Origin of the sequence: Paraburkholderia sp. HD33-4 (assembly GCF_021390635.1) — a bacterium.
Taxonomy (GTDB): domain Bacteria; phylum Pseudomonadota; class Gammaproteobacteria; order Burkholderiales; family Burkholderiaceae; genus Paraburkholderia.
The window spans coordinates 3,914,285-3,936,511 of sequence record NZ_JAJEJS010000001.1 but is presented as its reverse complement, the minus strand read 5'-3'; the positions used below and the strand labels follow the sequence as shown (position 1 = coordinate 3,936,511).

The following is a 22,227-nucleotide window of genomic DNA, read 5'->3' as shown; positions in this document are numbered from 1 at the left end:
CCAGGCATGCTACTGGCGCTGGCGCAATGGCTGCAGAATGACGCAAGCTTCTTGCGCGTGTTCAGTTATCTGACGTTTCGCGCGGTGATGGCGACCATCACCGCGTTGTTGATCGGGCTCGTCTGCGGCCCGGCGGTCATTCGCAAGCTGACCGCGATGAAGGTCGGCCAGGCCGTTCGCAAAGACGGCCCGCAAACTCACCTCGTCAAATCGGGCACGCCGACGATGGGCGGCGTGCTGATCCTGCTCGGCATCGGCGTGGCCACGTTGTTGTGGGCCGACCTGACCAACCGCTTCATCTGGATCGTGATGCTCGTCACGTTCGGCTTCGGCGTGATCGGCTGGGTCGACGATTACCGCAAGGTCGTCTACAAGGACCCGCGCGGCATGTCGTCGCGCGAGAAGTATTTCTGGCAATCGGTGATTGGCCTGTTCGCGGCGGTTTATCTCGCGTTCAGCGTGTCCGAGGCGAGCAACGTGCGCGTGTTCGACCTGTTCATGGCGTGGGTGCGCAGCGGCCTGTCGATGGGCTTGCCCGCACGCGCCGACCTGCTGCTGCCGTTCTTCAAGTCGATCACCTATCCGCTCGGCGTGTGGGGCTTCATCGTGCTCACGTATCTGGTGATCGTCGGCGCGAGCAATGCGGTGAATCTGACCGACGGCCTCGACGGCCTCGTGATCATGCCGGTCGTGCTGGTCGGCGCGTCGCTCGGCGTGTTCGCGTACGTGATGGGCAGCTCGGTCTACTCGAAATACCTGCTGTTTCCGCACATTCCCGGCGCGGGCGAATTGCTGATCTTCTGTTCGGCGATGGGCGGCGCGGGCCTCGCGTTCCTGTGGTTCAACACGCACCCGGCGCAGATGTTCATGGGCGACGTCGGCGCGCTCGCGCTCGGCGGCGCACTCGGCACGGTCGCGGTGATCGTGCGTCAGGAAATCGTGCTGTTCATCATGGGCGGCATTTTCGTCGCGGAAACGCTTTCGGTGATGTTGCAGGTCACGTGGTTCAAATACACGAAGCGCCGTTACGGCGAAGGCCGCCGGTTCTTCAAGATGGCGCCGCTGCATCACCATTTCGAATTGTCGGGCTGGAAGGAAACGCAGGTGGTCGTGCGTTTCTGGATCATCACGTTGATGTTGTGCCTGTTCGGTTTGTCCACTCTCAAATTGCGTTAAGCAGCAGTATTTAAGGAAGCAGGCGATGTTCGGCGAGAAGTTTCGGGATCGGCAAAAGCCGATGGTGCTCGTGCTGGGACTGGGTGAATCCGGTCTCGCGATGGCGCGCTGGTGCGCCAGGCACGGCTGTCGGCTGCGCGTGGCAGATACGCGCGAAGTGCCGCCGAACCTGTCCGCGCTCGAAGCGCATGGCGTCGATGCCGATTTCGTCGGCGGCGCGTTTTCGCCGGTGCTGCTCGAAGGTGTCGAGCTGGTCGCGATCAGCCCGGGCCTGTCGCCTCTCGCCGCCGATCTGCTGCCGCTGATCACGGCGGCGCGCGAGCAGGGCATCCCGGTGTGGGGCGAGCTCGAACTGTTCTCGCAGGCGCTGCGCACGCTCGGTGAATCGGGCTACGCGCCGAAAGTGATCGCGATCACCGGCACGAACGGCAAGACCACGACGACGAGCCTCGCCGGCCTGCTGTGCGAACGCGCGGGCAAGAAGGTCGCGGTGGCAGGCAACATCAGCCCGTCGCTGCTCGACAAGCTGTCCGAAGCGATCGACCAGACCGCGCTGCCCGACGTGTGGGTGCTCGAACTGTCGAGCTTTCAACTGGAAACCTCACATACGTTTGCGCCGGACGCGGCGGCCGTGCTGAACATCACGCAGGACCACCTGGACTGGCACGGCGGACTCGACGCGTACGCAGCCGCGAAGGGTCGGATCTTCGGTACACAGACGGTGCGCGTGCTGAACCGCGACGACGCGCGCGTGATGTCGCTCGCGCCTGCCAGCGGCGGCGCGGAGATCGTGACGTTCGGCGTGACCGAGCCGAACAACGACGGTGATTACGGCCTGTTGCGCGACAACGGCATGGTGTGGCTCGTCGAGGCGCAAGATCGCGATGCGACCGACGAACCGACGACGAAGCGCCGTCGCAAGAACGAAGCAGCCGCAACGCCCGACATCGCGTTGAAGCGTCTGATGCCCGCCGACGCGCTGCGCATCCGCGGCCTGCACAACGCCGCGAACGCGTTGGCCGCGTACGCGCTCGCCCGCGCGATCGGCCTGCCCGGCGCGCCGTTGCTGCACGGCTTGCGCGAATACCGCGGCGAGCCGCATCGCGTGGAGTTGATCGCGTCGATCGACGGCATCGACTACGTGGACGACAGCAAGGGCACCAACGTCGGCGCGACGGTCGCCGCGCTGGACGGCTTGGCGCAACGCGTCGTGCTGATCGCCGGCGGCGACGGCAAGGGCCAGGAATTCGAGCCGCTCGCCGCGCCGGTGATGCGCTGGTGCCGCGCGGTGATGCTGATCGGCCGCGACGCGCCGCAGATTCGCGCGGCGCTCGAACATTGCGGCGTCGCGATGACCGATCACGCGACGCTCGAAGACGCGACGCGCGCGGCCACCGCGCTCGCGCAGCCCGGCGACGCGGTGCTGCTGTCGCCCGCGTGCGCGAGCTTCGACATGTTCAAGGGTTACGCACACCGCGCGGCGGTATTCCGCAGCACGGTCGAAGAGATCGCAGCCGAACGGGGGACGATGATATGAGCTGGTCGGAACGTTTCGGCTCGCGCGAAGCCGCCGGCGGCAACGGCGGCGGCGCAGGCACGTCTGCCCGCACGTCCAGCCGCTCGGGCGGCAGCGGTCTCGCGAGCGCGGTCAACGGCGTGCGGCCGCTGCGCTCGCGCATGCTCGACTACGATCACTCGCTGCTGTGGGTCGTCGTCGCGCTGCTCGGCCTGGGCATCGTGATGGTGTACTCGGCGTCGATCGCGATGCCCGATTCGCCGAAGTACTCGTCGTACCGCGATTGGGCGTTTCTCGTGCGCCAGATCATCTTCGTGTTGATGGGCGCGGCGGTCGGCGTCGCGTCGTTCCGCATTCCGATTTCGACGTGGGACAAGTACGCGCCGAAGCTCTTCCTTATCTCGCTCGTTGCGCTCGTGATCGTGCTGATTCCGCACATCGGCAAGGGTGTGAACGGCGCGCGCCGCTGGATTCCGCTCGGCATCACGAACATGCAGCCGTCGGAAATCATGAAGCTCGCGGTGACGATCTACGCGGCGAACTACACGGTGCGCAAGCAGGAATACATGCACAGCTTCGCCAAGGGCTTTCTGCCGATGGCGGTCGCGGTCGGTCTCGTCGGCGCGCTGCTGCTGCTCGAGCCCGACATGGGCGCGTTCATGGTGATCGCGGCGATCGCGATGGGCGTGCTGTTCCTAGGCGGCGTGAACGGCAAGCTGTTCGGCGGTCTCGTCGCGACCGCGGTGGGCACGTTCACGTTGCTGGTGTGGGCGTCGCCGTGGCGTCGGGAGCGGATCTTCGCGTACCTCGATCCGTGGGACGACCGCTACGCGCAGGGCAAGGCGTATCAGTTGACGCACTCGCTGATCGCGTTCGGACGCGGCGAGTGGTTTGGCGTCGGTCTCGGCGGCAGCGTCGAGAAGCTCAACTATCTGCCGGAAGCGCATACCGACTTCATTCTCGCGGTGATCGGCGAGGAACTGGGTTTCGTCGGCGTGCTGGTCGTGATCCTGATGTTCTACTGGATCGTGCGCCGTTCGTTCGAGATCGGCCGTCAGGCGCTCGCGCTCGATCGCACGTTCGCAGGTCTCGTCGCGAAGGGCGTCGGCATCTGGTTCGGCGCGCAGACCTTCATCAACATGGGTGTGAACCTCGGCCTTCTGCCGACCAAAGGTCTCACGCTGCCGCTCGTCAGCTATGGCGGCTCGGGCATTTTGCTGAACTGCGTTGCGATCGCCGTGCTGATGCGGGTGGATTATGAAAATCGTGTGCTGATGCGCGGGGGCAAAGTATGACGGCTCTGCCACAACGCACGCTGATGGTGATGGCCGGCGGCACCGGGGGGCACGTGTTCCCGGGGCTCGCGGTCGCGCATCTGATGCAGGCGTGGGGCTGGAAAGTCGTATGGCTCGGCAACCCCGCGGGCATGGAAGCGACGCTGGTACCGAAGCACGGCATACCGATGGAGTACGTGCGCTTCGGCGGCGTGCGCGGCAAAGGTCTGAAGACCAAGCTGATGCTGCCGGTGAACCTGCTGCGCGCGTGCACGCAGAGCCTCTCCGTGCTGCGTCGCGTGAAGCCCGACGTCGTGCTCGGGATGGGCGGCTACATCACGTTCCCGGCGGGTCTGATGACTGCGCTGAGCGGGTGTCCGCTCGTGCTGCACGAACAGAATTCGATCGCCGGTCTCGCGAACAAGGTGCTCGCGAAGCTCGCGAAGCGCGTGCTGGTCGCGTTTCCGAATGCGCTGCCGCACGGCGAATGGACCGGCAATCCGATTCGTGAGGAACTTGCGCGCGCGAATGCACCCAAAGCACGCTACGCGCAGCGTAACGGTCCGCTGAACGTGCTCGTCGTGGGCGGCAGTCTCGGCGCCGCCGCGTTGAACGAAGTCGTGCCGCGCGCGGTCGCGCTGCTTGGCCCCGACGAGCGGCCGCGCATCGTGCATCAGGCGGGCGCCAAGCATATCGACGCGTTGCGCGAGAACTATGCGGCCGCAGGCTTGCAGGCAGGCGCGGACGTCTCGCTGGTGCCGTTCATCGACGACATGACGAGCGCCTATGCGCAGGCCGATCTGGTGATCTGTCGCTCGGGCGCGATGACGGTGTCGGAGATTTCGGCGGTTGGCGTCGCGGCGCTGTTCGTGCCGTTCCCGTACGCGGTCGACGATCACCAGACCACCAATGCAGCGTTCCTCGCCGACAACGGCGCGGCGCTGGTCGTGCAACAACGCGACCTGTCGGCGGAAAAGCTCGCCGACTGGTTGCGCAGCCAGACGCGGGAAAGTCTCGCGGAAATGGCGGAGCGTTCGCGCTCGCTCGCGAAACCGGATGCCACCGAACAGGTCGCGCAGATCTGCGCGACGGTGGCGGGTGCGGGTTCGACGGCGGGCGTGAGCCCAGAAGGAAAGCAATGAAACACATCGTCAAACACATTCATTTCGTCGGCATCGGCGGCGTGGGCATGAGCGGCATCGCCGAAGTGCTCGTCAATCTCGGCTATCAGGTGAGCGGCTCGGACCTGTCGGGCAACGCGGTCACGGAGCGCCTCGCCGGGCTCGGCGCGCGCATTTCGATCGGGCACGCGGCGGAGAACATCGAAGGCGCGAACGCGGTGGTGGTGTCGACCGCGGTGCGCAGCGACAACCCGGAAGTGCTGGCGGCGCGTCATCGCCGCATTCCGATCGTGCCGCGCGCGGTGATGCTCGCGGAGTTGATGCGTCTGAAGCAGGGCATCGCGATCGCCGGCACCCACGGCAAGACCACGACCACGTCGCTGGTCGCGAGTGTGCTCGCAGCGGGCGGGCTCGATCCGACCTTCGTGATCGGCGGGCGGCTGATCAGCGCGGGCGCGAATGCGCGCCTCGGCACCGGCGACTTCATCGTCGCCGAGGCGGACGAATCGGACGCGTCGTTCCTGAATCTGTTCCCGGTGATCGAAGTCATCACGAACATCGACGCCGATCATATGGACACCTATGGTCACGACTTCGCGCGTCTGAAGCAGGCGTTCATCGAATTCACGCACCGTCTGCCGTTCTACGGCATCGCGGTGCTGTGCGTCGACGATCCGAACGTGAAGGAGATCCTGCCGTTCGTGTCGAAGCCGATCATCCGCTACGGTTTCGCGGCCGATGCGCAGGTGCGCGCGGTCAACGTCGAAGCCCGCGAAGGCCGCATGCATTTCACCGTGATGCGCGAGGACGCGGCGCCGCTCGACGTCACGTTGAACCTGCCGGGCGAGCACAACGTGCAGAACGCGTTGGCCGCAATTGCAATTGCGACTGAACTTGAAGTGAAAGATGCCGATATCCAGCGAGCGCTCGCGGATTTCAACGGCGTCGGCCGACGCTTCCAGCGCTACGGCGAAGTTCCGGTCACGAGCGACGGCCGGGCCGCGGGCTCTTACACGCTGGTGGACGACTACGGTCATCACCCGGTCGAAATGGCCGCCACGGTGGCGGCGGCGCGCGGTGCATTTCCGGGCCGTCGTCTGGTGCTGGCGTTCCAGCCGCACCGCTTCACGCGCACGCGTGATTGCTTCGAGGATTTCGTGAAGGTGCTGTCGACCGTCGACGCGCTGGTGCTGACCGAAGTCTATTCGGCCGGCGAAGCGCCGATCGTCGCGGCCGACGGCCGCGCATTGGCGCGCGCGCTGCGCGTGGCGGGCAAGGTCGAGCCGGTGTTCGTCGATACGGTGGATGAAGTGCCGGACGCGCTGTCCACGGTGGTGCGCGACGGCGATGTGGTGATAACGATGGGCGCGGGTTCGATCGGCGGTGTGCCGGTTCGACTCGCTCAGGACATGAAGGTGTGAGATGAGCAGTATGAATTCAGATCAACTCGCGAAAAAATTCGGCAAGGTTGCAGTGCTGCTCGGCGGAAATTCCGCCGAGCGCGAAGTGTCGCTCAATTCCGGGCGTCTGGTGTTGCAGGGGCTGCGCGACGCCGGCGTCGACGCGCATCCGTTCGATCCGGCCGAGCGTCCGCTGTCCGCGTTGAAGGATGAAGGCTTCGTGCGCGCGTTCAACGCGCTACATGGCGGCTACGGCGAGAACGGCCAGATCCAGGGCGCGCTCGATTTTTATGGCATCCGCTACACCGGTAGCGGCGTGCTCGGCTCGGCGCTCGGTCTCGACAAGTTCCGCACCAAGCTCGTGTGGCAGCAGCTTGGCATTCCGACGCCGCCGTTCGAAGCGGTGCTGCGCGGCGACGACTACGCAGCGCGCGCGCAAGAGATCGTCGCGAAGCTCGGTCTGCCGCTGTTCGTGAAACCGGCGAGCGAAGGTTCGAGCGTCGCCGTGATCAAGGTCAAGAGCGCGGACGCGCTGCCGGCCGCGTTGATCGAAGCCGTGAAGTACGACCGCATCGTCGTGGTCGAGAAGAGCATCGAAGGCGGCGGTGAGTACACCGCGTGCATCGCCGGCAATCTGGACCTGCCGGTGATCCGCATCGTTCCGGCCGGCGAGTTCTACGACTACCACGCGAAGTACATCGCCAACGACACGCAGTATCTGATTCCGTGCGGTCTCGGCGCCGAAGAGGAAGCGCGCCTGAAGGTGCTCGCGCGCCGCGCGTTCGACGTGCTCGGCTGCACCGACTGGGGCCGCGCGGACTTCATGCTCGATGGCGAAGGCAAGCCGTACTTCCTCGAAGTGAACACGGCGCCCGGCATGACCGATCACTCGCTGCCGCCGAAAGCGGCGCGCGCGGTCGGCATCAGCTATCAGGAACTGGTGGTCGGCGTGTTGGCGCTGACGCTGCAGGATTAACCAAGGTAACCGCAAGCAAGCCCATGTGGAACAACGTTCGCCAGCTCAATCTCGCCACCAACGCGTTGCACGCGATGCTGGTGCTCGTGCTGCTGGCGGCGGGCGGTTACTGGCTGATCCAGCGCCCGAATTTCGCGCTGCGCGAGATCCAGATCGACGGCGACACCGAGCACATCAATTCGCCGACGGTGCGCGCCGGCGTCGTAGGGCGCCTGAAGGGCAACTTCTTCACGGTCGATCTCGACGTCGCGCGTCAGGCTTTCGAGCAGATGCCGTGGGTGCGTCACGCGAGCGTGCGGCGCGTGTGGCCGAATGCACTGGCTGTCACGCTCGAGGAGTACAAGCCGCTTGGGACGTGGGGCAGCGATCAGCTCGTGAGCGTCGACGGCGAGCTGTTCACCGCGAACCAGGGCGAGCTCGACGAAGACCTGCCCGCGTTCGACGGTCCGGACGGTACGGCGAAGGAAGTCGTCGCGCGGTATCACGACTTCCAGAAGTGGTTCGCGGCGATCCACGAGGCGCCCGAGGAAGTGACGCTGTCGCCGCGCTACGCGTGGACGGTGAAGCTGTCGAACGGAACGCAGGTCGAGTTGGGCCGCGAACGCAATCAGGACACGCTGGCCGATCGCAGCAAGCGCCTGACCGCGGCATGGAGCGCGGTGACGCAACGTTGGGGAAAGGATATCGAGTATGCGGACTTGCGCTATCCGAACGGTTTCGCGATTCGTGCCGCTGGCATGCGCTTCATCAGCGAACCCGACAAGGGCAAGAAGTAAACGGACATCACACGCACTGAGCACGCTATGAGTAAAGACTATAAAGATCTGCTGGTCTCCCTCGACATCGGAACGGCGAAGGTGGTGGCCATCGTCGCCGAGTTGAAGGGCGAGGGTCACTACGAGGTGATCGGTCTCGGGCAGAGCGAATCGAAGGGGCTCAAGAAGGGCGTGGTGGTGAACATCGAAGCCACCGTGCAGTCGATTCAGCGCGCGCTCGAAGAAGCCGAGCTGATGGCCGACTGCAAGATCACGAATGTGTTCACGGGCATCGCCGGCAGCCATATCCGCAGCTTCAATTCGAGCGGCATGGTCGCGATCAAGGAGAAGGAAGTCACGCAGGCGGACGTCGCGCGCGTGATCGAAACGGCCAAGGCGATCAACATCCCGACCGACCAGCAGGTGCTGCATATCCTCACGCAGGAATTCATCATCGACGGCCAGGAAGATGTGCGCGAGCCGATCGGCATGAGCGGCATCCGCCTCGAAGTGAAGGTGCATATCGTCACGGGCGCGGTCAGCGCGGCACAGAACATCGTCAAGTGCGTGCGCCGCTGCGGCCTCGAAGTGAACGATCTGATCCTGCAGCCGCTCGCGTCGTCGCTCGCGGTGCTGACGGAAGACGAAAAGGAGCTCGGCGTGGTGCTGGTCGACATCGGCGGCGGCACGACGGACATCGCGATCTTCAGCGAAGGCGCGATCCGCCATACGGCCGTGATTCCGATCGCCGGCGACCAGATCACCAGCGACATCGCGATGGCGCTGCGCACGCCGACGCCGGATGCCGAAGACATCAAGGTCGACTACGGCATCGCCAAGCAGGCGCTCGCCGATCCGGACGAGATGATCGAAGTGCCGGGTCTCGGCGAGCGTGGTCCGCGCACGCTGTCGCGCCAGGCGTTGGCGGCGGTGATCGAGCCGCGCGTCGAAGAACTGTTTTCGCTCGTGCAGCAGGTGGTGCGCGAGTCGGGTTACGAAGAACTGCTGAGTTCGGGCGTCGTGCTGACGGGCGGCGCGTCGATGATGATCGGCATGGTCGAGCTCGGTGAGGACATTTTCCTGAAGCCGGTGCGCATTGGCGTGCCGGAATACGCGGGCGGTCTCGCCGACGTCGTGCGCAATCCGCGCTATTCGACGGCGATGGGCCTGCTCGTCGAAGGGCGCTCGCAGCGGATGCGCGGGCGCAAGGTTGCGGTGCAGTCGGGGTCGATGGGACAGGTGTTCTCGCGTATGAAGGACTGGTTCCTCGGCAACTTCTGACCACAGGTTTCGAGAAATTCGCGCTGGTGCCGGCGGCTGGTGCGCGACAGGAGGTTGCCCGATCTCCTGCCGGATAACGCCGAGTGGCAGTAACTTTTTATCTTGACGGAGGCAACATGGAATTCCAGATGCTGGAAACCGAAACGAACGGCACGGTCATCAAGGTCGTTGGAGTCGGTGGCGCTGGCGGCAATGCCGTTCAGCACATGATCAACAAAGGCGTGCAAGGCGTCGATTTCATCGTGATGAACACGGACGCGCAGGCGCTGTCGCGTTCGCGCGCCACCGCGGTGATCCAGCTCGGCAACACGGGGCTGGGCGCTGGCGCGAAGCCCGAAATGGGCCGCGCTGCCGCTGAAGAAGCACGCGAGCGCATCGCCGACTCACTGCGCGGCGCGCACATGGTGTTCATCACCGCTGGCATGGGTGGCGGCACGGGCACGGGCGCGGCACCGGTCGTCGCGCAGATCGCGAAGGAAATGGGTATTCTGACCGTTGGCGTCGTCAGCAAGCCGTTCGAATTCGAAGGCGGCAAGCGGATGCGCGTGGCGGAAGCCGGTTCGCAGCAACTGGAGGATCACGTCGACTCGCTGATCGTCGTGCTGAACGACAAGCTGTTCGAGGTGATGGGCGACGACGCCGAGATGGACAAGTGCTTCCAGTGCGCTGACGACGTTCTGAACAACGCGGTTGCGGGCATCGCGGAAATCATCAACGTCGACGGTCTCGTCAACGTCGACTTCGAAGACGTGAAGACTGTGATGGGCGAGCAGGGCAAGGCGATGATGGGCACGGCGACGGTCGCCGGTGTCGATCGCGCGCGTCTCGCGGCCGAGCAGGCCGTCGCGAGCCCGCTGCTGGAGGGCGTCGATCTGTCGGGCGCGCGTGGCGTGCTGGTCAACATCACGTCGAGCCGTTCGCTGCGTCTGTCGGAAACGCGCGAAGTGATGAACACGATCAAGAGCTATGCCGCGGAAGATGCGACCGTGATCTTCGGCGCCGTGTATGACGATGCGATGGGCGACGCGCTGCGCGTGACGGTCGTCGCGACGGGCCTCGGCCGCGCGGCGAAGAAGCAGCAGACGGCACCGATGACGCTGCTGCGCACCGGCACCGACAACCAGCCGATCGGCGCGATGGCGCATGCGGCGTACGCACCGGCGGCAGGTCACGCCAGCACGGCCGACTACGGCTCGCTCGACACGCCGGCGGTATGGCGTACGTCGCGCGACACCGCGGCCTCGCACGTGCAGGCGCTGCAGGAAAAGGGCGTCGATACGTACGACATTCCGGCATTCCTGCGCAAGCAGGCGGACTGAGCGCACGGGCAGGCTTCGTTGCCGCGCTGCGAGCTGTATCGCAGGTGCAGCGCTGGCGGACGAATGCACGAGCGTGGCGGGTGAACGGCAAGCAGGTCGCGTATCGTCTGATTCGCGGCAGGGGCAACTGCCCTCTGCGGATTCGCGAAACGGACGGAGTGACTGCCGCCGAACGGCGTGGCCTATAGTTGAACCGGCCGAACCGATATTCACTGCGACACGAGGACGTGCGAGCGTGCTTCGCATCGATGCAAAGGACTGAGCATGATCAAGGAAGGTGAAAAGCTGCCCGACGCGACGCTCTTCGAGTATGTCGAAGACGACCGGGCGGGCTGCACGATCGGACCGAACAGTTTCGACGTGCGCGAGCAGACGGCGGGCAAGCGCGTGGTGATCTTCGGATTGCCCGGCGCGTTCACGCCGACCTGTTCGGCCAAACATGTACCGGGCTATGTCGAGCATGCCGGGCAGTTGCGCGCTGCGGGTATCGACGAAATCTGGTGCGTGTCCGTCAACGACGCGTTCGTCATGGGCGCGTGGGGACGCGATCAGCACACCTCGGGCAAGGTGCGCATGATGGCGGACGGCAGTGCGGCTTTCACGCGGGCGATTGGTCTGGAGCAGGATCTGTCGGCGCGCGGCATGGGGATTCGTTCCCTGCGCTACGCGATGGTGGTCGACGACGGCGTGGTCAAGACGCTGAACGTCGAGGCTGCCGGCAAATTTGAAGTCAGCGATGCAGCGAGTATTCTCGCTACGTTGAGCTAGTTGCTGACGTCGCACCTTCGCCGCGACCTCGCGCGCTTATGCCGCGTGGCGCCACGGCAACGGTGATTACGACGCTTTTGTGACAGGCCGTTACGCGGGCCGATGACCGGAAACGCCTCCGTTCCGGGGCATCGGCCCGTCACGCTTTCCGTCGCTGTGCCCAGTGGGTAATGCAGCGAAACAGATTGTCACGTTCCCCGCAAAGACGCTGGTCAGGGGATTGGAGTATACTTCGCGCTATGGAATAAAAAATCCTGATTAGGATTTTCAATCGAACAGAAGACCACCATGTTGAAGCAGCGCACAATCAAATCGATCGTCAAGACCGTCGGCATCGGGTTGCACTCCGGCCGTAAGGTCAATCTGACGCTCCGCCCGGCGGCGCCGGGCACTGGCATCGTGTTTTCGCGCGTGGATTTGCCCACGCCGGTGGACATTCCTGCGTCGGCGATGGCGATTGGCGATACGCGTCTGGCTTCCGTGTTGCAGAAAGACGGCGCGCGCGTGTCGACCATCGAGCATCTGATGTCCGCCTGCGCCGGTCTCGGCATCGACAACCTTTACGTCGACGTCACCGCCGAAGAAATCCCGATCATGGACGGCAGCGCGGGTTCGTTCGTGTTCCTGATCCAGTCGGCGGGCATCGAAGAGCAGAACGCGCCGAAGAAATTCATCAAGGTCACGAAGCCGGTCGAAATTCGCGACGGCGACAAGTTCGCGCGCCTCGATCCGTTCTTCGGTTTCAAGCTCAAATTCACGATCGACTTCCGTCATCCGGCCGTGGACAAAACCGGCCAGGCGCTGGAAGTGGATTTCGCCAACACGTCGTACGTGCGCGAAATCGCGCGCGCCCGCACGTTCGGCTTCGCGCATGAAGTGGAAATGATGCGCGAGCTCGGCCTCGCGCGCGGCGGCAGCATGGACAACGCGATCGTGCTCGACGAGTACCGCATCCTGAACAACGACGGTTTGCGTTACGACGACGAGTTCGTCAAGCACAAGATGCTCGACGCGATCGGCGACCTGTACGTGGTCGGTCACCCGCTGCTCGCGTCGTACACCGCGTACAAGTCGGGCCACGGTCTGAACAACGCGCTGCTGCGCGAGCTGCTCGCGCACGAAGACTCATACGAAATCGTCACCTTCGACGACTCGCAGAAGGCACCGCGCGGCTTCGCGTACGAAACGCAGACGGCGTTCGCGTAACGCCGGCGTGACAGGCAAGCAAATGAAAAACGGCCCCTCGGGGCCGTTTTTTCGTTCAGCGTTCAGCGTTCAGCGTTCAGCGTTCAGCGATTGCGCCGATGCCGCGCAGCCATGCGCGCGAGCGCTTCCTGCAGCGGCGACGGCTCGAGCGATTCGCTCAACGCCTGCAGCGCGGCGGCACCGGCCGGCGTCATGCGCGCCTGCTTGACTGGCGGCGGTTCCTTCAGCGGTTGCGGCCGAACGCGGATCTTCAGCGCCTGCACGGGCCAGCCGCGCTGCTGCAAATCAGCCAGAAGCCGCGGCTCCAGATGCCGCAGACGCGCCGCGAGCGCGTTGTGCGCGGCGAACAGCGCCAGCACGCCCTCCTTGATGAAGCCCGGCTCGACGCTCGTCGCCAGATAATCGGGCAGCAATTCGCGCAGATCCTTCTCGAGCGCGGCGATCTGCTCAACGCCTGCGCGCAGCGCCGCGAACGCGTCCGTGCGGCCGAGCACCTCGGCGAGCGGTTGCGGGCGGCGCCGATCGAACTGCTTCGGCGGCCTTGAAAAGGACGAAAAACGGCTCATGTTTGGGATTGACGACGTGAGCCCGCCCCATGCGCGCTCACGCCGCGATTGTACCGTGCGGGCAGCTTGCGAGGCCGGTCCGCGGCGCGCTGGGGGTTGCCGGGCGGGGCTGGCGGAGGCCGGCTCGGTCACGGCTGCGACACGAGCGCAGCCGGAGGCGCGTGCTAAAATGCCCGATTCGAATTCACTCTTGGACTAAGCCGCCGAGGACTTTCCGACCCAGGCGCGGTATGCGCGAAGCGCACACCGCGAGCCAGCCGAAGCCGCGACGCAGACACCGATCCGATGACCACCGGTTTTCTACAGAAGATTTTTGGCAGCCGTAATCAGCGGCTAGTCAAGCAATATCAAAAGACCGTCGCGGCGATCAATGCGCTCGAGCCGCAGATCGAGCAATTGACGGATGACCAACTGCGCGCCAAAACGGGTGAATTCCGCCAGCGCGTCGCGAGCGGCGAATCGCTCGACAAGCTCCTGCCGGAGGCGTTCGCGGTCTGCCGCGAGGCCAGCAAGCGGGTGCTGAAGATGCGCCACTTCGACGTGCAGCTGATCGGCGGTATGGCGCTGCACTACGGCAAGATCAGCGAAATGCGCACCGGCGAGGGCAAGACGCTCGTCGCGACGCTGCCGGTCTACCTGAATGCGCTGTCGGGCCGTGGCGTCCACGTGGTCACGGTCAACGACTACCTCGCGCAGCGTGACGCCGAATGGATGGCGCGTCTGTATAACTTCCTCGGTCTGTCGGTCGGTATCAACCTGTCGCAGATGGAGCACACGGCGAAGCAGCAAGCCTACGCCGCCGACATCACCTACGGCACCAACAACGAATTCGGCTTCGACTACCTGCGCGACAACATGGTCTACGAGACCGACGCGCGCGTGCAGCGTAGCCTGAACTTCGCGGTCGTCGACGAGGTGGACTCGATCCTGATCGACGAAGCGCGTACGCCGCTGATCATCTCCGGTCAGGCCGAAGATCACACTGAACTCTACGTGCGCATGAACGCCCTGCCGCCGCTGCTCGAGCGCCAGATCGGCGAAGAGAAGGCGGACGGCACCGGCGTCGAGAAGCCGGGCGACTACACGCTGGACGAAAAAGGCCGTCAGGTATTCCTGACCGAGTCGGGCCATGAAAAGGCCGAGCGCCTGCTCTCCGAGTGGGGCCTGATCGGCGAGGGCGAAAGCCTGTACGCGCCGCAGAACATCACGCTGATGCACCACGTGTACGCGGCGCTGCGCGCGCACACGCTGTTCTTCAAGGATCAGCACTACGTCGTGCAGAACGGCGAAGTGATCATCGTCGACGAATTCACCGGCCGTCTGATGGCCGGCCGCCGCTGGTCTGACGGTCTGCACCAGGCTGTCGAGGCGAAGGAGCACGTGAAGATCCAGAGCGAGAACCAGACGCTCGCATCGATCACGTTCCAGAACTACTTCCGCATGTACGCGAAGCTGGCCGGCATGACCGGCACGGCCGACACCGAGGCGTACGAATTCAACGAGATCTACGGTCTCGAAACGGTCGTGATCCCGACCAACCGTCCGCCGAAGCGGATCGACAAGCAGGATCAGATCTACAAGACCGCGAAGGAGCGCTACGACGCGGTCATCCGCGACATCCGCGAATGCTATGAACGCGGTCAGCCGGTGCTGGTCGGCACGACGTCGATCGAGAACTCGGAGGTGCTGTCGCATCTGCTGAAGCAGGCCGGCTTGCCGCACGAAGTGCTGAACGCCAAGCAGCACGCGCGCGAAGCGGCGATCGTCGCCGAAGCGGGCCGTCCGCAACGCATTACGATCGCGACCAACATGGCCGGCCGTGGTACGGACATCGTGCTCGGCGGCAACGCGGAGAAGCAGGCGTCGTTCATCGAGCAGGACGAAACGCTCGCCGACGACGAAAAGCAGCGCCGCATCCAGAAGCTGCACGACGAATGGCAGACGCTGCACGATCAGGTGAAGGCCGCGGGCGGTCTGCACATCATCGGCACCGAGCGTCATGAGTCGCGCCGGATCGACAACCAGTTGCGCGGCCGTGCCGGCCGTCAGGGCGACCCGGGTTCGTCGCGCTTCTATCTGTCGCTGGAAGATCCGCTGCTGCGCATTTTCGCGGGCGACCGCGTGCGCGCGATCATGGACCGCCTGAAGATGCCGGAAGGCGAGGCGATCGAGGCAGGCATCGTGTCGCGCTCGATCGAATCGGCGCAACGCAAGGTCGAGGCGCGCAACTTCGATATTCGTAAGCAATTGCTCGAATACGACGACGTCTCGAACGACCAGCGCAAGGTGATCTACCAGCAGCGCAACGAATTGCTCGAAGCCAACGACATCACCGAGACCATCACCGCGATGCGTCATGGCGTGATTTCCGACATCGTGCATCAGTTCGTGCCGGTGGGCAGCATCGAAGAGCAGTGGGACGTGCCCGAGCTCGAGGAAGTGCTGCGCAACGAATGGCAGCTCGACCTCGCGATCCAGGAAATGATCAACGAGTCGAACTCGATCAGCCCGGACGAGATTCTCGAAGCGGTCGAGGCCGCAGCGGACGAGGGCTACGAGGCGAAGGTCGAACTGGTCGGCCGCGAATCGTTCAGCGCGTTCGAGCGCTCGATCATGCTGCAGACGCTCGACCGCGCATGGCGCGAGCATCTGGCCGCGCTCGACCATCTGCGTCAGGGCATCCATCTGCGTGGCTATGCGCAGAAGAACCCGAAGCAGGAATACAAGCGCGAGGCGTTCGAACTGTTCGCCGCAATGCTCGACGCCGTGAAGCTCGAAGTCACGCGCATCGTGATGAACGTGCAGATCCAGTCGCCGGAGCAGCTCGAAGCGGCCGCGGAGCAGATGGAAGAGCAGGGCTCGCATCTGGAGAACGTCGAGTTCCGTCATGCCGAATTCGCGGAAGCCGGCGCCGCCGCGCCCGTCGCGGCCGAAGCGGCCGCCGCCGCGATGATCGGCGATGCGATGAGCCACGGCCACGGCGCGGCGCCGCAGGCGGCCGTGCACATGAACACCGACAACGTGCCGAAGGTTGGTCGCAACGACCCGTGCCCGTGCGGCAGCGGCAAGAAGTACAAGCAGTGCCACGGCAAGATCGCATAAATGCCGACACGGCGCGCTTTCGGGCGCGCCGCGTCGTTTTTGAGCGACGCTTGGCCGTTTTGATTTCGCGGGTGACCCGGCAACACACCCGGGTCATCAGTTCCGTTTCCCCAATGCCGGCGTCCGCCGGCATTTTCTTCGACAGGTCGCGACCATGGCTGTCAACTTTCCCTCGATCGATCCCGCTCAACTCCACCCCGTCGCCGGTGTCACGCTCGGCTGGGCGGAAGCGAACATCCGCAAGCCGAACCGCAAGGACGTGCTCGTCATTTCCGTCGACGAAGGCGCGACGGTAGGCGGCGTGTTCACGCAGAACCGTTTCTGCGCGGCGCCCGTCACGGTCTGCCGCGAGAACCTGCAACGCGTGCGCGCGGGCGGCAAGCCGATTCGCGCGCTGGTCATCAACACCGGCAACGCGAATGCGGGCACCGGTGAGCCGGGCCTCGCGGCAACGCGCGACACCTGCGCGGAACTCGCGCGTCTCGCCGACATCGCGCCGGAGCAGGTGCTGCCGTTCTCGACCGGCGTGATTCTCGAACCGCTGCCGGTCGATCGTCTGAAGGCCGGCTTGCCGGCCGCGCTCGCGAACCGCAAAGAAGCGAACTGGTACGACGCGGCGCAGTCAATCATGACGACCGACACGCTGCCGAAGGCGGTCTCGCGCCAGGTCGCGGTCGACGGTCACACGGTCACGCTGACGGGTATCAGCAAGGGCGCCGGCATGATCAAGCCGAACATGGCGACCATGCTGGGCTTCCTCGCGTTCGATGCAGCCGTCGCGCAGCCGGTGCTCGACGAGCTCGTAAAGCACGTCGCTGACCGCTCGTTCAACTGCATCACGATCGATGGCGATACGTCGACCAACGATTCGTTCATCCTGATCGCGTCGGGCAAATCGAGCCTGCCGGCGATCACGTCCACCGACTCGCCCGCTTATGCAGCGCTGCGCGACGCGGTGACCGAGGTCGCGCAGAGCCTCGCGCAACTGATCGTGCGCGACGGCGAAGGCGCGACCAAATTCATGACCGTGCATGTCGAAGGCGGTTCGAGCGTCGGCGAATGCCGTCAGATCGCCTACGCGATCGGCCACTCGCCGCTCGTGAAGACGGCCTTCTATGCGTCGGACCCGAACCTCGGCCGCATTCTCGCGGCCATCGGCTATGCCGGCGTCGACGATCTCGACGTCGGCAAGATCGATCTGTATCTGGACGACGTGCTGGTCGCGACTGCCGGCGGCCGCAACCCGGCCTACCGCGAAGAAGACGGCCAGCGCGTGATGAAAAAGAGCGAGATCGGCATTCGCGTCGTGCTCGGCCGCGGCAATGCGCAAGCCACGATCTGGACCTGCGATCTGTCGCACGACTACGTGAGCATCAACGCCGACTACCGCTCGTAAACAGGTTCAAAGCGCGGCCGCTGGCCGCCCACTTACCATGGACAAACTCGAACAGTTTCTGACCCGGGCCGAAGCCGTACTCGGCCGCCTCGAAGCGATGCTTCCGCCCGCCGCACCGGACATCGACTGGTCGGCCGCGGTCGCATTTCGCTGGCGCAAGCGCCAGGGGCGCGGCTACCTGCAGCCGGTGCCCGCGATTTCGTCGATCACGCTCGACGACCTGCAGAACATCGATCGCCAGAAAGGCTTGATCGAACAGAACACGCGCCAGTTCGTGCGCAGTCAGCCGGCCAACAACGTGCTGCTGACGGGCGCGCGCGGTACCGGCAAGTCGTCGCTGATCAAGGCGTGTCTGAACGCGTACGCGAAAGACGGCCTGCGCCTGATCGAAGTGGACAAGGACGATCTGCACGACCTCGGCGACATCGTCGATCTGATCGCGAAGCGGCCGGAGCGTTTCGTCGTGTTCTGCGACGACCTGTCGTTCGAAGAAGGCGAGTCGGGCTACAAGGCGCTTAAGGTCGCGCTCGACGGCTCGGTGGCCGCGCAGTCCGACAACGTGGTGATCTACGCGACTTCGAACCGCCGCCATCTGTTGCCCGAGTATATGAGCGACAACGAGACGTACAAGCACACGTCGGACGGCGAGATTCATCCGGGCGAACTGGTCGAAGAGAAGATTTCGCTGTCCGAGCGTTTCGGGCTGTGGGTCAGCTTCTATCCGTTCAAGCAGGACGACTATCTGACGATCATCGCGCACTGGTTGCGCCATTTCGGTTGCGACGACGCCGAGATCGAATCGGCACGCGGCGATGCGCTCGTGTGGGCGCTCGAACGCGGCTCGCGCTCGGGGCGGGTCGCGTGGCAGTTCGCGCGCGACTGGTCCGGCCGTAAGACGCCGGCATGAGCGACGCTAGCAAAAGCGCGGGCGATCGCGCGGGCAATAGCCCCGGCACCAACGGCGCGGGCCGTCCGGTCACCGAAGTCGCGGTCGGCGTGCTGGTGCAGCCGGATGGGCGCTATCTGCTCGCGCAGCGACCGGCGGGTAAGCCGTACGAGGGCTACTGGGAGTTTCCCGGCGGCAAGCTGGAAGCGGGTGAATCCGTCGAGGCCGCGCTTGCGCGAGAACTGCACGAGGAACTTGGAATCGAGGTCGAGGCAAGCCATTTGTGGCATACGCTCGAACACGATTATCCGCACGCCTATGTGCGCCTCTTCTTCTGCAAGGTGACGCAGTGGTCGGGCGAGCCGCACGGGCGTGAAGGTCAGGCCTTCGTGTGGCAGAGCTTGCCTGCAGATGTCTCGCCGCTGTTGCCGGCGACGATCCCGGTGCTGGAGTGGCTCGCTGCCGAGAAGAACTGATTGATTGACGGCAGTAGCTGACAAGGCCACGCGGTAGCTGGCGCTGTATCGGCAGCGTCGGTTCGCGTGGCTTTTTTTCTGGCTCGCTCAGTGCGGGTTGTAGTCGCCGCGCGGAGTTTCCTCTTCGGACGAAGAGCCTTCCTGTTCATTGCCGCCAATTTTGTATTTTTCGGCGGCCCATGCGCCGAGATCGATCTGCTTGCAGCGCTCGGAGCAGAAAGGACGGAAGCGGCTTTCAGGGCTCCAGCGGACATCTTTACCGCAGGTAGGACATTTGACGACGGTTGGCATACGGTCGGACGGTCAATCGCAAACGGAACAAGTAACGAATATAGGGCTATTTCGCGTAGCTTAAAAGGCGCATTCCGTCAAATCCGCTGCGCGCTGCTCGATGCGGCAGTGGTTGACAGGCTGTTACAGGCTGCAGAGCGTAAGCTGGAACGGCACGTCGACGTCGACCGCGCGCGGCCGCAGATCGCCGTCCTGCACCGTGAAGCGCACCCACAGCATGTACTTGTTGGCACTCGCTTCGGGAATCACGCGCAATTCGGGAGCGACGCGTACCTGCATCAATTGATACGAGCGCCCCGACAGCATTTGCTGATAGCTGCCTTGCATCGCCATCACCTTCGACGCCTGGCCCGACTCGCGCGCGAGCCTCAGCACGATCGTGGCCGCGTCGCGCAGCGGCAAAAGCGGTGTCACCCACTTGGCAATGTCCTGGCGACGCTGATCGGGATGCAACTGTTGCCACGCGTAATACGAGGGCAGGTCGAATTTGCAGGTGCCACCGGGGATGATTGCGCGGCTGCGAATGCTTGCGAGCCACTCGTTGTCTGCAAGATGCTGGCCGGTCTTGCCTTGCATCTGCGTGAGTCCCGCCAGGGTCTGCTCGATTTCGCCGAGCACCGCTTCGAGCGCGTTCTGCTCGATGCCCGGATTGCCGCGAAACGGCGCGAGCGTTTGCCGCTGCCGCTCGAGCTCTTTCATCAGATCCGACTTCAGATCCGCGCGACCCGCCACTTCGGAGATTTCGAACAGCGTTGTCAGTGCGACGTGATGTTCCCGCGCGTCTTCCTGAGTCAGAAAGAACGTGAAGCGCTCGAACAGATCTTCGAGCCGCAACAGCGTTCGGATTCGCTCATTGAAGGGGTACTCGTAAAGGATCAAGCGGGCTCGCCTCGGGCGTGGTCGGTGACAGGAATGCAAAACATTCTAATGCCGTGGGACTACCCAGGCAATCACGCACTCTTTCTGCGCGCTTTCGCAACTTTTTGTGAGTTCCCGGTGTTATGAGCGCTTCGGCTCCCGCGTGCGCGCAAAGTTCAATGTGTCGGTGACGGCGCGTGTCGAGGGTGCATATCTGCCGTCACAAGGCTTCGTATGAGCTTGATGCCTGCAGCGAAGATCCGCCCTGTGACCTGCGCGCGCTACAACTCGGCCTCGCCCTTCGCGAGCGACAGATACGCTTGATGGTGAGCATCCACCTGCGCCTCGAGTTCTTCGAGCGGCGCATTGTCATTGACTATCACGTCATCGGCGGCGGCGAGGCGCGCTTCGCGTGTGGCCTGGCGCGCGATGATCGCGAGCACCTGCTCACGGCTGAAGCCGTTGCGGCTCATCACGCGGGCGATCTGCGTGTCGACACTGCAATCGACGGTGAGCACGCGGTTCACGCGGTTCTTCCAGGTCCCGGACTCGACCAGCAACGGCACCACGACGATCACATACGGCCCTTGCGCTTCGTGCTCTTCGCGCTCGGTTTCCGCGCGAATCAGCGGATGCGTGATGCCCTCGAGACGTTTGCGCGCGCTCTCGTCGCTGAACACGAGCGTGCGCATGCGCGCGCGATCGAGCGAGCCGTCGAGGGCGACGAACTCCGCGCCGAATTCGGCGGCGATGTGCGGCATTGCGAGGCCATGTGGCGCGGTGATGCGATGCGCGATCACGTCCGTGTCGACGAGCGGTACGCCGCGCGCGGCGAACAGGTTGGCCACCGTCGATTTGCCGCTGCCGATGCCGCCGGTTAGTCCTACGACGAACATACTTCAGCCTCCCAGAGCGAGGTAAAGCGGCGTGCCGACAAACAGCGTGAGCGCACCACCCGCGGCGAGAAACGGCCCGAACGGCAGCGGCTCCTCGAAGCGCATACGGCCGCGCCACGTCGCCACGAGGCCGATCACGGCACCGGCCACCGCGGCGATCAGCACGATCTGCGGCAGCGCGGGCCAGCCGAGCCACGCGCCGAGCGCGGCGAGCAGCTTGAAGTCGCCATAACCCATGCCTTCGATGCCGCGCACGAGCTTGAATACCCAATGCACGGCCCACAACACCAGATATCCGAAGATAGCCCCGAGCACCGCATCGTGCAGATTCGTGAACATGCCGTTGAAATTGACGATCAGGCCAGCCCACAACAGCGGCAGCGTCAAGGAGTCGGGCAGCAGATGCGTGTCGATGTCGATCGCGCTCATCGCGAGCAACGTTGCACATAGGCCGAACGCGGCGACTGCCATCAGCGTCGGGCCGAACGCCATTAGTGCGCCCGCAGCGAAGACGGCGCTCGCGATTTCGAGTAGCGGATAGCGCGCGCTGATGTGCGCGCCGCAAGCGGAACAACGGCCGCGTAACAGCAGATAGCTCAGCACCGGCAGGTTCTCCCACGCGCTCAGTACATGGCCGCAATGCGGGCAGGCGCTGCGCGGCACCCACAGGTTGTAGCGCGCGGGCAGTCCGTCGTCGGTCTGCGGCTCGTCGGTGGTCTCGCTGATCTCGGCGCGCCATGCACGCTCGAGCATGATCGGCAACCGATGCACGACCACGTTGAGAAAACTGCCGATCACGAGCCCGAGCACGATCGCGAGCGCGATCTGCATGGCGGCGGGCAGGCTCGCGAAGGCGAGGCCGATATCGCTGGCAAAGCGGCCTGGCAGTAAGCCCGCGAGCAGGCTGGAGGAAGTTTGTGACACGAGCGGAAGAGGAGCCTGCATGGTGATGGAGGGGATTCGG

The 22,227-nt window shown here is 64.5% G+C and carries 20 protein-coding genes; 15 read left to right on the top strand and 5 right to left on the bottom strand.

The window, feature by feature from the left end; translation table 11 throughout:
* The first annotated feature begins 6 nt into the window (after nucleotides 1-6).
* From mraY to lpxC, 11 genes are all read left to right on the top strand, one after another.
* Nucleotides 7-1,176 carry a phospho-N-acetylmuramoyl-pentapeptide-transferase gene (gene mraY / locus L0U84_RS17520; protein ID WP_129957744.1) on the top strand — a complete coding sequence of 390 codons (1,170 nt, stop codon included), beginning with the start codon at nucleotides 7-9 and terminating at the stop codon, nucleotides 1,174-1,176.
* A gap of 25 nt (nucleotides 1,177-1,201) precedes the next feature.
* On the top strand, nucleotides 1,202-2,713 hold the full coding sequence (gene murD / locus L0U84_RS17515; RefSeq protein WP_233851421.1) for a UDP-N-acetylmuramoyl-L-alanine--D-glutamate ligase: 1,512 nt from the start codon (nucleotides 1,202-1,204) through the stop codon (nucleotides 2,711-2,713).
* Nucleotides 2,710-3,987, top strand: a complete 1,278-nt coding sequence (gene ftsW, locus L0U84_RS17510; protein WP_233851419.1) for a putative lipid II flippase FtsW — start codon at nucleotides 2,710-2,712, stop codon at nucleotides 3,985-3,987. The genes murD and ftsW overlap by 4 nt, the downstream gene beginning before the upstream one ends.
* Nucleotides 3,984-5,108, top strand: coding sequence for an undecaprenyldiphospho-muramoylpentapeptide beta-N-acetylglucosaminyltransferase (murG, locus tag L0U84_RS17505; RefSeq protein WP_233851417.1), 1,125 nt, complete (start codon nucleotides 3,984-3,986; stop codon nucleotides 5,106-5,108). Before ftsW ends, murG begins: the two co-directional genes overlap by 4 nt.
* Nucleotides 5,105-6,508: a UDP-N-acetylmuramate--L-alanine ligase gene (gene murC / locus L0U84_RS17500; protein WP_233851415.1), complete on the top strand. Its 1,404-nt coding sequence runs from the start codon at nucleotides 5,105-5,107 to the stop codon at nucleotides 6,506-6,508. The genes murG and murC overlap by 4 nt, the downstream gene beginning before the upstream one ends.
* A 1-nt stretch (nucleotide 6,509) precedes the next feature.
* The gene (locus tag L0U84_RS17495) at nucleotides 6,510-7,463 is read left to right on the top strand and encodes a D-alanine--D-alanine ligase (protein ID WP_233851413.1); all 954 of its coding nucleotides are present in this window, start codon (nucleotides 6,510-6,512) and stop codon (nucleotides 7,461-7,463) included.
* A gap of 23 nt (nucleotides 7,464-7,486) precedes the next feature.
* Nucleotides 7,487-8,239 (top strand): cell division protein FtsQ/DivIB, encoded by a 753-nt coding sequence (locus L0U84_RS17490; RefSeq protein ID WP_233851411.1) that lies wholly within the window; start codon nucleotides 7,487-7,489, stop codon nucleotides 8,237-8,239.
* Nucleotides 8,240-8,266: 27 nt separating this feature from the next.
* Entirely contained in the window at nucleotides 8,267-9,499 is a 1,233-nt protein-coding gene (ftsA, locus tag L0U84_RS17485; protein ID WP_129957751.1) for a cell division protein FtsA, read from the top strand.
* A 116-nt stretch (nucleotides 9,500-9,615) separates the two neighbouring features.
* Complete coding sequence (gene ftsZ / locus L0U84_RS17480; RefSeq protein WP_233851410.1) at nucleotides 9,616-10,818, top strand: cell division protein FtsZ; 1,203 nt, start codon at nucleotides 9,616-9,618, stop codon at nucleotides 10,816-10,818.
* A 264-nt stretch (nucleotides 10,819-11,082) separates the two neighbouring features.
* Nucleotides 11,083-11,586 carry a peroxiredoxin gene (locus tag L0U84_RS17475; protein ID WP_233851409.1) on the top strand — a complete coding sequence of 168 codons (504 nt, stop codon included), beginning with the start codon at nucleotides 11,083-11,085 and terminating at the stop codon, nucleotides 11,584-11,586.
* A gap of 288 nt (nucleotides 11,587-11,874) precedes the next feature.
* On the top strand, nucleotides 11,875-12,792 hold the full coding sequence (gene lpxC / locus L0U84_RS17470; protein WP_129957753.1) for a UDP-3-O-acyl-N-acetylglucosamine deacetylase: 918 nt from the start codon (nucleotides 11,875-11,877) through the stop codon (nucleotides 12,790-12,792).
* An 83-nt stretch (nucleotides 12,793-12,875) separates the two neighbouring features.
* Here the strand turns inward: lpxC and L0U84_RS17465 are convergent, their stop codons facing one another.
* Nucleotides 12,876-13,358, bottom strand: a complete 483-nt coding sequence (locus L0U84_RS17465) for a DciA family protein (protein WP_090801953.1) — start codon at nucleotides 13,356-13,358, stop codon at nucleotides 12,876-12,878.
* Nucleotides 13,359-13,643: 285 nt separating this feature from the next.
* Between L0U84_RS17465 and secA the strand changes: the two genes are divergently transcribed.
* From secA to L0U84_RS17445, 4 genes are all read left to right on the top strand, one after another.
* Entirely contained in the window at nucleotides 13,644-16,460 is a 2,817-nt protein-coding gene (gene secA / locus L0U84_RS17460; RefSeq protein ID WP_233851408.1) for a preprotein translocase subunit SecA, read from the top strand.
* A 154-nt stretch (nucleotides 16,461-16,614) separates the two neighbouring features.
* On the top strand, nucleotides 16,615-17,856 hold the full coding sequence (argJ, locus tag L0U84_RS17455; RefSeq protein ID WP_233851407.1) for a bifunctional glutamate N-acetyltransferase/amino-acid acetyltransferase ArgJ: 1,242 nt from the start codon (nucleotides 16,615-16,617) through the stop codon (nucleotides 17,854-17,856).
* Nucleotides 17,857-17,893: 37 nt separating this feature from the next.
* Nucleotides 17,894-18,763, top strand: a complete 870-nt coding sequence (locus tag L0U84_RS17450) for an ATP-binding protein (protein WP_233851406.1) — start codon at nucleotides 17,894-17,896, stop codon at nucleotides 18,761-18,763.
* Nucleotides 18,760-19,218 carry an NUDIX domain-containing protein gene (locus tag L0U84_RS17445; RefSeq protein WP_233851405.1) on the top strand — a complete coding sequence of 153 codons (459 nt, stop codon included), beginning with the start codon at nucleotides 18,760-18,762 and terminating at the stop codon, nucleotides 19,216-19,218. Before L0U84_RS17450 ends, L0U84_RS17445 begins: the two co-directional genes overlap by 4 nt.
* A gap of 87 nt (nucleotides 19,219-19,305) precedes the next feature.
* On the opposite strand, the gene yacG is transcribed toward L0U84_RS17445, so the two are convergent.
* The 4 genes from yacG to L0U84_RS17425 all read right to left on the bottom strand — a co-directional run bounded on the left by yacG (nucleotide 19,306) and on the right by L0U84_RS17425 (nucleotide 22,208).
* Nucleotides 19,306-19,509 carry a DNA gyrase inhibitor YacG gene (gene yacG, locus L0U84_RS17440; protein WP_233851404.1) on the bottom strand — a complete coding sequence of 68 codons (204 nt, stop codon included), beginning with the start codon at nucleotides 19,507-19,509 and terminating at the stop codon, nucleotides 19,306-19,308.
* Nucleotides 19,510-19,632: 123 nt separating this feature from the next.
* Entirely contained in the window at nucleotides 19,633-20,388 is a 756-nt protein-coding gene (gene zapD, locus L0U84_RS17435; protein ID WP_008921182.1) for a cell division protein ZapD, read from the bottom strand.
* 260 nt (nucleotides 20,389-20,648) lie between these two features.
* Nucleotides 20,649-21,263 carry a dephospho-CoA kinase gene (gene coaE, locus L0U84_RS17430; protein WP_233851402.1) on the bottom strand — a complete coding sequence of 205 codons (615 nt, stop codon included), beginning with the start codon at nucleotides 21,261-21,263 and terminating at the stop codon, nucleotides 20,649-20,651.
* A 3-nt stretch (nucleotides 21,264-21,266) separates the two neighbouring features.
* The gene (locus L0U84_RS17425) at nucleotides 21,267-22,208 is read right to left on the bottom strand and encodes a prepilin peptidase (RefSeq protein ID WP_233851400.1); all 942 of its coding nucleotides are present in this window, start codon (nucleotides 22,206-22,208) and stop codon (nucleotides 21,267-21,269) included.
* Nucleotides 22,209-22,227: the final 19 nt, after the last annotated feature.